Below are 13,338 nucleotides of genomic sequence, written 5' to 3' on the forward strand. Positions count from 1 at the left end.
CCGCCCGCCCCGCCGACCTCGCTCTCGGCCGGGCCCGGCCCGGCGGTACCCGAGCCTGCCAAGGGGGCGTGTCGGGTTCGGTTCCGCCGCATTTCCGCGCCGTTAACCGGTCCCGGCCGGCCCCCGCCCCTCACACCGGGGTGAGCTGTGCGTCCGTCCCGCTGCGCGCCGCGTCCGGGCCGGCCGGCGCGGCCGCGGGCCGGCGAAGGTATACCGCCCAGGTGACCGCGCAGCACACGGCGTAGAACCCGAGGAAGGAGGCGAAGGCGGCGGTGCCCGTCCCGGAGGCCGAGAAGGCCTCGCGGAAGGCCAGATTGATGCCGAGCCCGCCGAGCGCGCCCACCGCCCCGATCAGGCCCATGGCCGCCCCGGACAGCCGCCGGCCGTGGGCCTCGGCCGCCTCGCCGCGCAGCCCGCGGGCGAGTGCCTGGGCCCGGAAGATGCCGGGGATCATCTTGTAGGTGGAGCCGTTGCACAGCCCGCTGAGGGCGAAGAGGGCGGTGAAGCCGGTCAGGAACACCGGCAGGGATTCCCGTACGGAGGCCAGCACGACGACCCCGGTCGCCGCGGCCATCGCGACGAAGGCGCCCAGAGTGACCCGCGCCCCGCCGTAGCGGTCGGCGAGCGCCCCGCCCACGGGCCGGACGAGCGAGCCGAGCAGCGGTCCGATGAAGGTGAGGGAGGCGGCCTGGAGCGGGGTCCGGCCGAACTGGGTCTGGAGGACCAGTCCGAAGGCGAAGCCGTAGCCGATGAAGGAGCCGAAGCAGCCGACGTACAGCAGGGCCATGATCCAGGTGTGCGGCTCGCGGACGGCTCGCCGTACGGCGCCCGCGTCGCCCCGTACGGGGGCCAGGTTGTCCATGCGTACGAGGGCCAGCGCGGCGGCGGCCACGATCAGCGGGAGGTAGGCGGCGAGCAGCAGCCGGGGGTGTCCGGCTCCGGCGGTGCCGATGACGAGCAGCGCGGCGAGCTGGACGACCGGGACGCCGATGTTGCCGCCGCCGGCGTTGAGGCCGAGGGCCCAGCCCTTCTTGCGGAGCGGGAAGAAGGCATTGATGTTAGTCATGGAGGAGGCGAAGTTGCCGCCGCCCACGCCGGTCAGCGCGGCGACCGCGAGGAAGGTCCCGTACGGGGTGCCGGGTTCCATGACGGCCAGCGCGGCCACGGTCGGCGCGAGGAGGAGCAGGGCGCTGACGACGGTCCAGTTGCGGCCGCCGAAGCGGGTGACGGCGAAGGGGTAGGGGATGCGGACGAGGGCGCCGACGGTGGTGGCGGTGGCGATGAGGAAGAACTTCCCGGCGGGGTCGATGCCGTAGGCGGGGCCCATGAAGAGGACCAGCACGGACCACAGGGACCAGATGGAGAAGCCGATGTGCTCGGAGAGGACGGAGTAGAGGAGGTTGCGGCGGGCGGTCTTCTCGCCGGTCTCCCGCCAGAAGGTCTCGTCCTCGGGTTCCCAGTGTTCGATCCAGCGGCCGCCCCGGCCGCCTCGGCCGTCTCGGCGGCCTTGCGGCCGGCTTGCGTTCATCACACGCCTCCAGAGCTGTCGCGTCCGTGGTGACGACGCTAGGGAGGGCGCGTTTCGGCCCCGGTGCCCGTCGGATGACCGGGGCGAAACCTTGCTCTCACCCGGCCCGGGGGCCGGGTGTGAGCGCTGCCGGGAGCCAGTGGTCCGGGGGGAGTTCCAGCCAGCGGTGCGCGGCCCGGAGTTCGTCGGCGGCGCGGAGGAGGGCGTCCAGGCCGGGGTGGCGCAGCCCCGCGCGCCAGACCAGGGACAGCGGGGAGAGCGGTACGGGGTCCACGAGGGGGCGTTTGACGCAGCCGGGCATGTCGAGGAAGCCGACGGTGACCAGGACCGGGTTGCGGGTCTTGGCCATCACCCGCCCGAACTCCTCCTTGCCGATGGCCACCGGTGCGGGCGGTGCCACGACGATGCCCCGTCCGGCGAACAGCTCTCGGGCCAGGCCGGTCCACTCCAGGGTGCGCGGGTTGCCGGCGCCAGCGTAGACGGCCTCCCCGGCGAGCGCGTCGAGCGGTACGGATTCCAGCGCGGCCAGCGGGTGTTCCTCGGGGAGGAGCACGGCGAGGGGTTCGTACCGTACGGGGTGGTGGGCGAGCCGGGCGCGCAGGGCGGGGGCCAGGCCGGCGACGTAGCCGAAGGAGACGTCGAGCCGGCCGGCGGCGATCTCGGCGGCGGCGTGGGTGAGCCCGCTCTCGAAGCGGGCCATCAGCTCGTGGCCGGGGGCGAGTTCGCGGGCCCGGTCCAGGACGAGGCGGGCGGTGCCGGGGCCGTCGGTGTTGAGGTCGACGAGGAGGGCGGGGGGCGGTCCGGCGAAGGCGGCGGCGAGTTCCTCGTGGGCGCGGAGCACCGTGCGGGCGTGGGGCAGCAGGCGTTCGCCGTCGGCGGTGAGTTCGACGGCCCGGGTGGTGCGGGTGAACAGGCTTGCCCCGGGTAGTGCGGGTGAACAGGCTTGCCCCCAGGGCCTGTTCGAGGCGGCGGACGTCGCGGCTGAGGGCCTGCTGGGCCACGTAGAGGCGGGCGGCGGCCCGGGTGAAGTGCAGTTCCTCGGCGACGGCGAGGAAGCCGCGCAGCAGCCGGGGGTCCACGTCGGGGGAGGTCACCCGGGAAGATTAACAACGGGAGGGCGTGAATGGCCCCGGAACAGGTGTTGGACCGCTCCCCGGGTCGGGCCGCAGGCTCGGGGCATGCCGCAAAAGACCCCGCTCATGGCCGTGACGGGCACCACCCTGGTCCTGGCCTCGCCCGCCCCGGCCCGCGCCGCACGGCCCGTCCTCGCACCCGCACCCGCCCCTGTCCCCGTCGCCGTCCGCCGTTCCCCCGCCGCCCGCCTCCTGGGCCCGTACGCCCGCCTCTTCACCGTCCCCGGGGCGCGCGGGTTCACCGCCGGGAACGTGCTCGCCCGGCTGCCCATGGGCATGTTCGGGATCAGCGCGGTCATGATGATCGCCGGGCAGCGCGGCTCGTACGCCCTCGCCGGGGCGGTCACCGCGACCGGGATGGCCGCCACCGCCGTCGTCGCTCCGTGGACGGCCCGCCTCGTCGACCGGTACGGGCAGGCCCGGATCGCCGTACCGGCCACGGTGATCGCGGTCCTGGGCTCGCTCTCCCTGATCCTGTGCGTCCGTGCGCAGGCCCCCGCCTGGACCCTGTTCGCCTCCTACGCGGCCACCGCCACCACCCCCAACATCGGTGGCATGTCCCGGGCCCGCTGGACCCACCTGCTGCCCGGCTCCGCGCACCACACCGCGATGTCCTTCGAACAGGCCGCCGACGAGCTGTGCTTCATGCTCGGCCCGGTCCTCGCCGCCTTCCTGTGCACCGCCGTCTTCCCGGAGGCCGGCACCCTCACCGGGGCGGTGCTGCTGCTGACGGGCATGCTGGTGTTCACCGCACACCGCGCCACGGAGCCCCCGGCCGGCGGGGCGCCGGAGGGCGGCCGGGGCCGGTCGCCGCTGCGCGCCCTGCTGCCCCTGCTCGGCCTGTTCCTCGCCACCGGACTGGTCTTCGGCTCGATGGAGGTCACCTCGGTCGCCCACCTCGCCGCACTGGGCCTGGGCGGCACGTCCGGCCCGGTCCTCGCACTGCAGGCGGCGGGCTCCTGCGTGGCCGGGCTGCTGTACGGGGCGCGGCGCCCGCGGAGCCTGCGGACCTGCCTGTGCCTGCTGGCCGGGGCGATGGCCCTGCCCTGGGCGGCGGCCGCGACCGGGTCACTCGTCCCGCTGGCCGCGGCCCTGCTGCTGGCCGGTATGTCCACGGCGCCGGTGATGGTCACCGCGATGGGCCTGGTCCAGTCCCGTACCCCCGAGGGGCGTCTCAACGAGGGCATGACGCTGGCCGTCACCGCGATCCTCGCCGGTATCGCGGCCGGCTCCGCGACGGCGGGTCTGGCCGTCGACCACCTCGGGACGGGGACGGCGTACCTGCTGCCGGCGGCCGGCGGCCTGGCCGCACTGATTGTCGGATCGGCGGCTCCACGACCCGGCCGTTGATCGGGATTTCATCCGGCTGCCGGGTGACGCCCCCGCGTGGGTCGCACCCTTGCAGGCCGCAATCCGCCATAACTGGGGAGGCTTTCCCCCAAACCCTTCCCTTCGCGGAGGAACTCCCCTTGTCTGCTTCGCGCTCCGTCTCCTCGGCCCTGTTCGTCGCGGCCGTCACCGCGTCCTGCCTGATGCCGGCCGTGCCCGCCCTGGCCGACTCCTCGCACGTCCGCTTCTCCCAGCCCTACGTCCCCTCCATCGCCCCCGGGAAGACGGGCCGCGTCGTCATCGCGGCCCTGAACGGGGCGGACCCGGCGCACAGCAGCACCTTCCGCATCACCGCCCCGGAGCGGACCACGTTCCCGGAGGCCCGGTTCTACTGGAACGGGGAGCGGGCGGGCGGCTCGTGCAGCCGCTCGAAGGACGCGCGCCTGCTGACCTGCAACGCCGGGACCCGCGCCGGCTTCACCTTCCGGGCGAACACGCAGACCAGGCTGGCCGTTTCCCTGAAGGTGGACGCGAACGCCCCCGAGGGCACGACGCTGGACGGCGGCGAGTGGTCGGACGGCAGGGAGGCCCCGGCCCTCTTCGCCGTCGCCACCCCGGTGCGGGGCCCGAAGGGCGACGACGGCCCGCCCGGGGAACACGGCCACGACGGGCACGACGGCAAGCCCGGCCACCACGGCAGGCCCGGCCGCCCGGGCCCCAAGGGGGAGAAGGGCGACAAGGGAGACAAGGGCGAGACCGGAGACCGGGGCCCGAAGGGCGACCGCGGTGACACGGGCGACCGCGGCCCCAAGGGCGACCGCGGCGACACCGGCCCGCAGGGCCCCAAGGGCGACACGGGCCCGTCGGGCGGCCCGCAGGGGCCGAAGGGAGACAAGGGCGACACCGGCGAGCGCGGCCCGAAGGGCGACCGCGGCGACACCGGCGAGCGCGGCCCCAAGGGCCACACCGGCGACACCGGCCCCCGGGGCCCCAAGGGCGACCGCGGCCCCGCCGGCCCCCAGGGCCCCGAGGGCCCGCGCGGCCCGAAGGGCGACCAGGGCCCGAAGGGCGACACCGGCCCGTCCGGAGGCCCGCAGGGGCCGAAGGGCGACAAGGGCGACCGCGGCCCCGCCGGCCCGCAGGGCCCCGAAGGCCCGCGCGGCCCGAAGGGCTACCCGGGCGAGCAGGGCCCGAAGGGCGACCGTGGCCCCAAGGGCGACAAGGGCGACAAGGGCAAGCCCGGCGACTGCAAGTGCGGCAGCCACCACGGCGGCAAGGACGACCACGGCAAGGGCCACGGCAAGGGCGACAAGGGCCACGGCAAGGGTGACCACGGAAAGGGCGACAAGGGCGGCAAGGGCGGCCCGAAGGCCCGCATCGTGGACACGAACCAGGGCCTCGGGATCCGCTCCGGCCCCGGCACGGGCTACACCAAGACCGGCAGGATCGCGGCCGACACGGTCGTGGCGCTCCAGTGCAAGGTCAACGGCGAGCAGGTCGACGACAACGCGATCTGGTACAAGCTGGCCGACGGCCGCGGCTGGATCTCCGCCCGCTACGCCCTGAACCTCAACAAGGTCCCGTACTGCTCGTAACCGCAGCACGGTCTCCGGCGTGACGAAGGCCCCGCGGCCCACCGGCCGCGGGGCCTTCCGCCGTCAGTGCGCCCACTCCTCGCGCAGCATCCCGAACAGCACCCGGTCGTAGCGCTTCCCCGCCACCAGCACGGCCGCCCGCAGGCGCCCCTCCTCGCGGAAGCCGAGCTTGGAGAAGGCCCGTACGGCACGCTCGTTGCCGCTCCAGGTGTCCAGCTCCAGCCGGTGCAGCCCGTACGCGCCGAAGAGGTGGTCCACCATCAGCCGTACCGCTTCGCTGCCGTGGCCGCGGCCCCAGAACTCCCGTTCGCCGATGGTGATGCCGAGGGTGGCCACTCCGGCGTAGGGGTCGAGGTCGCGGTAGTCGGCCATGCCGATGACCGCCCCGCTCGCCAGGTCCTCGACCGTGAACACGGCCGCCTCCCTCGGCACCAGCCGCAGCTTCCCCTCGAAGGCGATCCGGACCGCCTCCGCCGTGACCGGCCCGAACAGGGGGTCGCCGGCCGCGGCCAGGCGCACCACTTCCGGGTCGTTGCGCCACCGCAGGTGGTGTTCGGCATCTTCGGCGCGCAGCGCCCGCAGTCTCACCAGGTTCCCTTCGAACATCGCGCCACCATAATCGATCAAGGGGAGGTACCGGTTTCCGATTTCAGACCCGCTCCCAACGGCGGTGCCGTCCTCGCGCCCGCCCGGCACGCCCGCACCCCGGACATGACGAAGGCCCCGCAGCCTGGTGGCTGCGGGGCCTTCGCCCACATGGGATGAGTGGAGATGGCGGGAATCGAACCCGCGTCCAACGGTGCAGAAGCAGGGCTTCTCCGAGCGCAGTCCGCTGCGCTTTTCTCGGCCCCGGAGATCACACGGACAAGTCTCCGACGGGCTCAGTCACTGTTTGGTTTCCCTCCAGCCCCCGTGACCGGGGCTAGAGGTTTAGATCCCTTGTTGACGCCAGGATCCGGACCGGGACCACTTCCGGGCTGACGCTCCTCACAGAGGCTTCAGCTCACTGTTATTAGGCAGCGAGGGTGAAGCGGGAGTTATCGCTCTTGGAGTTGGCGATTATTTTTTGCGACATGTGGTTAGCGAGATCATTGCCGCTTCCTCGGCTCGCTTCCCCTGCATCGACATCCGCTGTCGAAACCGATCATCCCCATGTTTCACGCTATTGAATTAGATACAGCTCAAGGTGCGCCGACCCCCGGAGGGGAGGTGCTGAGGCCATGGTACGCGAAGTGGACCACCGCGTGCCAGGAGATTAGACCGTGCCCCGCTGCTTGCGGCGGATCGCGGAGATCGTCCGCTGGGTCTCGCGCGTGTCCTGCTTCTCGCGCAGGGTCTGGCGCTTGTCGTACTCCTTCTTGCCCTTCGCCAGCGCGATCTCGACCTTCGCGCGGCCGTCCTTGAAGTACAGGGCCAGCGGAACGATCGTGTGGCCCGACTCGTCCGCCTTGCGCTCCAGCTTGTCGATCTCCTCGCGGTGCATGAGGAGCTTGCGCTTGCGGCGGGCGCTGTGGTTGGTCCAGGTGCCCTGGCTGTACTCCGGGACGTGGACGTTGTACATCCACACCTCGCGGCTCTCCACCGACACGAAGCCGTCGACCAGCGAGGCCCGGCCCTGGCGCAGGGACTTGACCTCGGTGCCCGTGAGCACGATGCCGCACTCGTAGGTGTCGATGATCGCGTAGTCGTGCCGCGCCTTCTTGTTCTGGGCGATCAGCTTGCGCCCTTTTTCCTTAGCCATAGTGCGGTCATTTTCGCACTACGACCCCACCCCGAGGCCACCCAATACCTTCCGCGCCCGCTCCTCGGCCCCGTCGCCGGCGGCCAGGTCCGGGGTGATGCCGCCGCCGTCGAGGCTGCGGCCCGCCGGGGTGCGGTACGTGCCCACCGTCAGCTCCGCCACCGCGCCGCCCGGGAGCGGGGTCGGCATCTGCACGGAGCCCTTGCCGAAGGTGCGGGTGCCGACCGTCACCGCGCGGCCGCGGTCCTGGAGGGCGCCGGTGACCAGCTCGGCGGCGCTCATCGTGCCGCCGTCCACGAGGGCCACCAGGGGGCGGCCGGTGTCCCCGCCGGGGGCCGCGTACAGGGCGCGCTCGGAGCCCCGTACGTCGTACGTCGCCACGAGCCCGCCGTCCAGGAAGGCGGAGGCCGCTGCGACCGCCTCGGTGACCAGCCCGCCCGGGTTGCCGCGCAGGTCGAGCATCACGCCGCCGCCGGGCGGGGCCTCGCGCACGGCTTCCCTGACGCGTTCGCCCGAGCCCCGGGTGAAGGAGGCCACCTTGATCACGGTGATGCCGCCCTCCAGGCGGCGTACGGTCACGGGGTCGGCGCGCAGCTGCTCCCGGCGGACGGTCTCGGTGAGGACGGCCCCGTCCCGGCCGATGCCGAGGACCACGGGGGTGCCGGCCTCCCCGCGCAGCCGGGCCACCACGTCGGCGACGGGCAGGCCGCTGACCTCGTGCCCGTCGACGCTCAGCAGCCGGTCCCCGGCGCGCAGGCCGGCCCGGGCGGCGGGGCTGTCGGGCTGGACCCGGTCGACCTCGATGCGGCCGTCGCCGCGGCGGCCCGTCCAGAGGCCGACGCCGGTCCAGCGGCCGTCGAGGTCCTCGGCGAAGGCGGCGTACTCGCCCTGGTCGTAGACGGTGCCCCAGCGGTCTCCGCTGCGGCTGACCACCTCCTGGGCGGCCTTCTTGCCGGACTTGCCCTCGGCGACGGCCTCGGCGGCGGCCCGCTCGACGGCCTCCCGGTCGGCGGTGCCGGGGGAAGGGGGCGCTCCTGGTTCCCCGGCCCCCGCGAGCACGGCGGCGGGGGCGCCCTCCGCCTCGGCGGAGCCCCAGGCGCCGGTGGCCGCGGCGGCGCCCACGGACATGGCGAAGAGCAGCGTCAGAACGGCCCCGCGACGCAGGTCGCGGGGCCGGAGACAGAGAGCGGGCAGACCCGGCATGTGGCCGAGTCTAGGACAAGCGCCGCTGCCGCAAGGCGGGTTGACCGCAGACGACAGGGGGCACTCGTCACACCCGGAGGTACTTGCGCAACGCCACGAACGCCGCCAGGGAGGGCATCAGCAGGCCGATGACCAGTACCAGGGGGAGTTTGGCGAGGACCGCGTCCCAGCCGATGAAGTTGATCAGCTGGAGCTTCTCGCGGAGCGCGATGCCGTGGTCGATCACGAAGTACTGGCCGGCGCCCAGCATCCCGCAGGCGAAGCCGGCGCCGATGAGGCCGGCCACCGCCGCCTCCATGATGAACGGCACCTGGATGTAGAAGCCGGAGGCGCCGACCAGCCTCATGATGCCGGTCTCCCGCCGACGGCTGAACGCCGAGACGCGCACGGTGTTGACGATCAGCAGCAGCGCCACGATCAGCATGATCATCATGATGCCGAGGGCGGCCCAGTTGAGGGTGCCCAGGAGGGCGAAGAGGTTGTCGAGCTCCATGGACTGGTCGGCGACCGACTGCACCCCGTCACGGCCCGCGAAGGCGGAGGTGATGACCTCGTACTTCTCCGGGTTCTTCAGCTTGACCCGGAAGGAGTCGGGCATCTGGTCGGCGGTGACGACCGAGGCCAGGGCGGTGTGCCCGAAGCGCTCCTTGTAGTGCTTGTAGGCCTCGTCCGAGGACTCGTACATGACGTTCTGGACGAGGTCCATCTTCTTGAGCTCGCGCTCGATGCCCTGCTTCTGCTCGGGCGTGGCGGCCCCCTTGGAGCAGGGCTTGCCGTTCCCGGCGGCGGGCGCGGCGGCGGTGCCCGGGGCCCCGGCCGCCGCCGGGGCGTTGCCGGCGGCGGAGTCGAGGGCGGCGTCGTTCTTGGTGCAGAGGTAGACGGTGACGTTGACCTTGTCGTACCAGTACCCCTTCATGGCGCTGACCTGGTCCCGCATGAGCAGGGAGCCTCCGAAGAGGGCCAGCGACAGGGCCACGGAGATGATGACCGCGAAGGTCATGGTGAGATTGCGGCGGAGACCGACGCCGATCTCCGACATGACGAACTGGGCGCGCATGGCGTCTCAGAGACCTTTCAGTGCTGGTAGCCGTAGACGCCGCGCGACTGGTCGCGTACGAGTCGGCCCTGTTCGAGTTCGATGACGCGCTTGCGCATCTGGTCCACGATCTGCTGGTCGTGCGTGGCCATGATGACGGTGGTGCCGGTGCGGTTGATCCGGTCCAGCAGCTTCATGATCCCGACGGAGGTCTGCGGGTCGAGGTTGCCCGTCGGCTCGTCGGCGATCAGCAGGGCGGGGCGGTTGACGAAGGCGCGGGCGATGGCCACGCGCTGCTGCTCGCCGCCGGACAGCTCGCCCGGCATCCGGCCCTCCTTGCCGCCGAGGCCGACGAGCTCCAGCACCTGCGGGACGGCCTTGCGGATCTCGCCGCGGGGTTTGCCGATGACCTCCTGGGCGAAGGCGACGTTCTCGGCCACCGTCTTGTTGGGCAGCAGCCGGAAGTCCTGGAAGACGGTCCCCAGCTGGCGCCGCATGTGCGGGACCTTCCAGTTGGAGAGCTTCGCGAGGTCCTTCCCCAGGACGTGCACCTGCCCGTGGCTCGCCCGTTCCTCGCGCAGGACCAGGCGCAGGAAGGTGGACTTGCCGGAACCGGAGGAGCCGACCAGGAAGACGAACTCGCCCTTGGCGATGTCGAGGGAGACATCTCTGAGTGCGGGCCGGGTTTGCTTCGGGTAGGACTTGGAGACGTTGTCGAATCGGATCACGGGTGCACCACGGTCGCCGGGAGTAGGTGTGCGTGACCATACGCGAACGGGCGGTGGCTGGGGACCCGGCATCCGGAGTTGCCCGATTTATCCCCGGCTCCCGGGGGAGCCGGACCCCTCTTGCCCGGACGGGCCGCGCCGAATGTCGGCGGAGCTGGCACAGTGGTAGGGGGAACGGACTCGGTCCCCTTGCCGTTAAGCGTCATGAGGGGACGAGAGGAGGAGCGCATGACATATGACCGGCTCGTGTGCGCGAACTGCGCGGCACCTGTCAGCCAGGGCCGCTGCCCGGTGTGCCGGGCGAACCGGGAGCGCCTCCAGCAGGAGGGCCCCTTCGCAGGGCTGAATCCGATGGCGCTCATCGCGCTCATGGCGGTGTTGGTGGCCGCGCTGGCACTGGTGGCCCGGGCCGCGTAGGCCGCGCCGCGTTCCGATCAGACCGCACGGGAAGGGCCCGGACACCCACGGTGTCCGGGCCCTTCCTCGCTGTGTACGGCGCTGCGTGAGGCGCTGCTCAGGCGGTCTGCTGCTCCTGCTGCTTGCGCCAGCGGATGCCGGCCTCCAGGAAGCCGTCGATCTCGCCGTCGAGGACCGCCTGCGGGTTGCCGACCTCGAACTCCGTCCGCAGGTCCTTGACCATCTGGTACGGGTGCAGGACGTAGGAGCGCATCTGGTTGCCCCAGGAGCTGCCGCCGTCCTTGAGGGCGTCCATCTTGGCCTGCTCCTCCTGGCGGCGCCGCTCCAGCAGCTTGGCCTGGAGCACGTTCATCGCGCTGGCCTTGTTCTGGATCTGGGAGCGCTCGTTCTGGCAGGAGACCACGATGCCGGTCGGGATGTGCGTGATGCGCACGGCCGAGTCGGTCGTGTTGACGCCCTGGCCGCCGGGGCCGGACGCGCGGTACACGTCCACGCGCAGCTCGGACTCGTCGATCTCGACGTGGTCGCTGGTCTCGACGACCGGGAGCACCTCGACGCCCGCGAAGGAGGTCTGGCGGCGGCCCTGGTTGTCGAAGGGCGAGATGCGCACGAGGCGGTGGGTGCCCTGCTCGACGGAGAGCGTGCCGTAGGCGTACGGGGCCTTCACGACGAAGGTGGTCGACTTGATGCCGGCCTCTTCCGCGTACGAGGTCTCGTAGATCTCCGTCGGGTAGCCGTGGCGCTCGGCCCAGCGCAGGTACATGCGCTGGAGGCGCTCGGCGAAGTCGGAGGCGTCCACGCCGCCGGCCTCGGCACGGATGTTGACCAGCGCCTCGCGCTCGGCGTACTCGCCGGAGAGCAGGGTGCGGACCTCCATCTCGTCCAGCGCCTTGCGGACGGAGACCAGCTCGGCCTCGGCCTCGGCGAGGGTGTCCGCGTCGTCCATCTCCTGGGCGAGGTCGAACAGCACCCCGAGGTCGTCGATGCGGCCGCGCAGGGTCTCGGTCTTGCGCACCTCCGCCTGGAGGTGCGAAAGCTTGCTCGTGATCTTCTGGGCGGCGTCCGGGTCGTCCCACAGGGACGGCGCGGCGGCCTGCTCCTCGAGCACGGCGATTTCTGCCCTCAGCTTGTCGAGGTCCAGGACGGCCTCGATCGACCCCATGGTCGAGGAGAGGGACTTCAGCTCTTCGGAAACATCGACGACTGCCACGGGACCAGCGTAGCCGGTCCCCGGACGGCCATCTCCGGCCAGGCCGGATCAACGTGTACGGAGGAGGGTGGGTACGGGCGTACGCTCACCGTATGACCGTTCTACTCGTGAAGCGCCGACATGTGGACCATATGCGTGTCACCACCACGAGCTGTCTGCCGCCGGACCCCGCACAAGCCTGATCAACCCGATCCGACTTCGGTCCTGTACGCGGTCACGTCCGCCCGGCGCCATCCCTGCCGGCCGGCCCGTTCCACGCTGCCCGCCGCCCCCCATCTCCGGGGCACAGGACCCCGTGACATCCGAAACGGAGCCGTCATGCCGTCCGCGCACCCTTCCTCCTCCGCCTCCTCGCCCTCCCTCGCTGTGATCGACCTCTCCCGGGCCGACGACCCCGCGGAGCGGGACGACTTCCTCAAGCAGCTGCACGCCGCCGCCCGCGACACCGGGTTCCTGTACCTGACCGGGCACGGGATAACGGAGGCGGAGACCGCCCGCATCCTGGAGCTGACCCGGGCCTTCTTCGCGCTCCCCGAGGCCGACCGGCTGGCCGTGAGCAATCTGAACTCCCCGCACTTCCGCGGCTACACCCGCATCGGGCACGAGCTGACGGGCGGGGCCTCCGACTGGCGGGACCAGCTGGACGTGGGCGCGGAGCGGCCGGCGCCGGAGCTGGGGCCGGACGACCCGGCGTACCTGTGGCTGGAGGGGCCGAACCAGTGGCCGGCGGCGCTGCCGGAGCTGCGGGAGGCGGTGCTGGGGTGGCAGGAGCGGCTGGCGGCGGTGGCGCACCGGCTGCTGCGGGAGCTGCTGACCGCGATCGGGGCCCCGCCGGACTTCTTCGACGCGGCCTTCGCGGACCGGCCGCACCTGCACACGAAGCTGATCCGCTACCCCGGATCCGCCCCGTCGGGCGCGGACCAGGGCGTCGGCGCGCACAAGGACTACGGCTTCCTGACGCTGCTGCTGCAGGACGGGGTGGGCGGACTCCAGGTCGTCCGGGACGGCGGCTTCGTGGACATCCCGCCGATGCCGGGCGCGTTCGTGGTGAACCTGGGCGAACTGCTGGAGATCGCCACGGAGGGGTACCTGGTGGCCACCGACCACCGGGTGGTCAGCCCGCCGGGGGCGGTGGAGCGGTTCTCGGTGCCGTTCTTCTACAACCCGCGGCTGGACGCGGTGATCGACACCGTGCCCGGGGAGTACCTGCGGGCCGCGCCCGGGGTCGCGCACGACGCGTCGAACCCGCTGCACGCCGAGTACGGGCGCAACGAGCTCAAGGGGTGGGTCCGGGCCCACCCCGCCGTGGCGCGGCGCTGGCACCCGTCGCTGGTCCAGGCGTAGCCGCCGGTTTCCGCCTCAAACGCCGGCGGGGCTATGAACAGCCCCGCCGGCGTTTGAGGCGCGGGGTCTGGGGC

At 72.4% G+C, this 13,338-nt stretch carries 11 protein-coding genes, 1 other RNA gene and 1 pseudogene; 4 read left to right on the plus strand and 9 right to left on the minus strand.

Annotated elements, in window-relative coordinates; genetic code table 11:
- Positions 1-130: 130 nt before the first annotated feature.
- Both VR44_RS21100 and VR44_RS21105 read right to left on the minus strand, forming a co-directional pair.
- Positions 131-1,528, minus strand: a complete 1,398-nt coding sequence (locus VR44_RS21100; protein WP_045949118.1) for a nitrate/nitrite transporter — start codon at positions 1,526-1,528, stop codon at positions 131-133.
- Between the two features lie 97 nt (positions 1,529-1,625).
- Positions 1,626-2,622: pseudogene (locus VR44_RS21105) on the minus strand (LysR family transcriptional regulator).
- A gap of 84 nt (positions 2,623-2,706) precedes the next feature.
- Here VR44_RS21105 and VR44_RS21110 point away from each other — a divergent pair.
- Positions 2,707-4,011, plus strand: a complete 1,305-nt coding sequence (locus VR44_RS21110; RefSeq protein ID WP_245692057.1) for an MFS transporter — start codon at positions 2,707-2,709, stop codon at positions 4,009-4,011.
- Between the two features lie 119 nt (positions 4,012-4,130).
- Positions 4,131-5,585 (plus strand): SH3 domain-containing protein, encoded by a 1,455-nt coding sequence (locus VR44_RS41375; RefSeq protein ID WP_052713741.1) that lies wholly within the window; start codon positions 4,131-4,133, stop codon positions 5,583-5,585.
- 63 nt (positions 5,586-5,648) lie between these two features.
- Here the strand turns inward: VR44_RS41375 and VR44_RS21120 are convergent, their stop codons facing one another.
- From VR44_RS21120 to ftsE, 6 genes are all read right to left on the minus strand, one after another.
- Positions 5,649-6,191, minus strand: a complete 543-nt coding sequence (locus tag VR44_RS21120) for a GNAT family N-acetyltransferase (protein WP_045949120.1) — start codon at positions 6,189-6,191, stop codon at positions 5,649-5,651.
- Between the two features lie 157 nt (positions 6,192-6,348).
- Positions 6,349-6,737: a transfer-messenger RNA gene (gene ssrA / locus VR44_RS41985) on the minus strand.
- Positions 6,738-6,840: 103 nt separating this feature from the next.
- Positions 6,841-7,326 carry an SsrA-binding protein SmpB gene (gene smpB, locus VR44_RS21125; protein WP_045949121.1) on the minus strand — a complete coding sequence of 162 codons (486 nt, stop codon included), beginning with the start codon at positions 7,324-7,326 and terminating at the stop codon, positions 6,841-6,843.
- Positions 7,327-7,344: 18 nt separating this feature from the next.
- Complete coding sequence (locus tag VR44_RS21130; RefSeq protein ID WP_045949122.1) at positions 7,345-8,529, minus strand: S41 family peptidase; 1,185 nt, start codon at positions 8,527-8,529, stop codon at positions 7,345-7,347.
- Positions 8,530-8,596: 67 nt separating this feature from the next.
- Positions 8,597-9,586 carry a permease-like cell division protein FtsX gene (gene ftsX, locus VR44_RS21135; RefSeq protein ID WP_045949123.1) on the minus strand — a complete coding sequence of 330 codons (990 nt, stop codon included), beginning with the start codon at positions 9,584-9,586 and terminating at the stop codon, positions 8,597-8,599.
- 17 nt (positions 9,587-9,603) lie between these two features.
- On the minus strand, positions 9,604-10,293 hold the full coding sequence (gene ftsE, locus VR44_RS21140; RefSeq protein ID WP_042810247.1) for a cell division ATP-binding protein FtsE: 690 nt from the start codon (positions 10,291-10,293) through the stop codon (positions 9,604-9,606).
- A 228-nt stretch (positions 10,294-10,521) separates the two neighbouring features.
- Here ftsE and VR44_RS21145 point away from each other — a divergent pair, with 228 nt between their 5' ends.
- On the plus strand, positions 10,522-10,710 hold the full coding sequence (locus tag VR44_RS21145; protein ID WP_045949124.1) for a hypothetical protein: 189 nt from the start codon (positions 10,522-10,524) through the stop codon (positions 10,708-10,710).
- A 97-nt stretch (positions 10,711-10,807) separates the two neighbouring features.
- Here VR44_RS21145 and prfB read toward each other — a convergent pair whose 3' ends face one another.
- Positions 10,808-11,920, minus strand: coding sequence for a peptide chain release factor 2 (gene prfB, locus VR44_RS21150; RefSeq protein WP_045949125.1), 1,113 nt, complete (start codon positions 11,918-11,920; stop codon positions 10,808-10,810).
- A 318-nt stretch (positions 11,921-12,238) separates the two neighbouring features.
- On the opposite strand from prfB, the gene VR44_RS21155 reads away from it, so the two are divergent.
- Positions 12,239-13,264 carry an isopenicillin N synthase family dioxygenase gene (locus VR44_RS21155; RefSeq protein ID WP_045949126.1) on the plus strand — a complete coding sequence of 342 codons (1,026 nt, stop codon included), beginning with the start codon at positions 12,239-12,241 and terminating at the stop codon, positions 13,262-13,264.
- The last annotated feature ends 74 nt before the right edge of the window (positions 13,265-13,338 follow it).

The sequence above is a fragment of the Streptomyces katrae genome (assembly GCF_000966975.1).
Taxonomy (GTDB): domain Bacteria; phylum Actinomycetota; class Actinomycetes; order Streptomycetales; family Streptomycetaceae; genus Streptomyces; species Streptomyces katrae.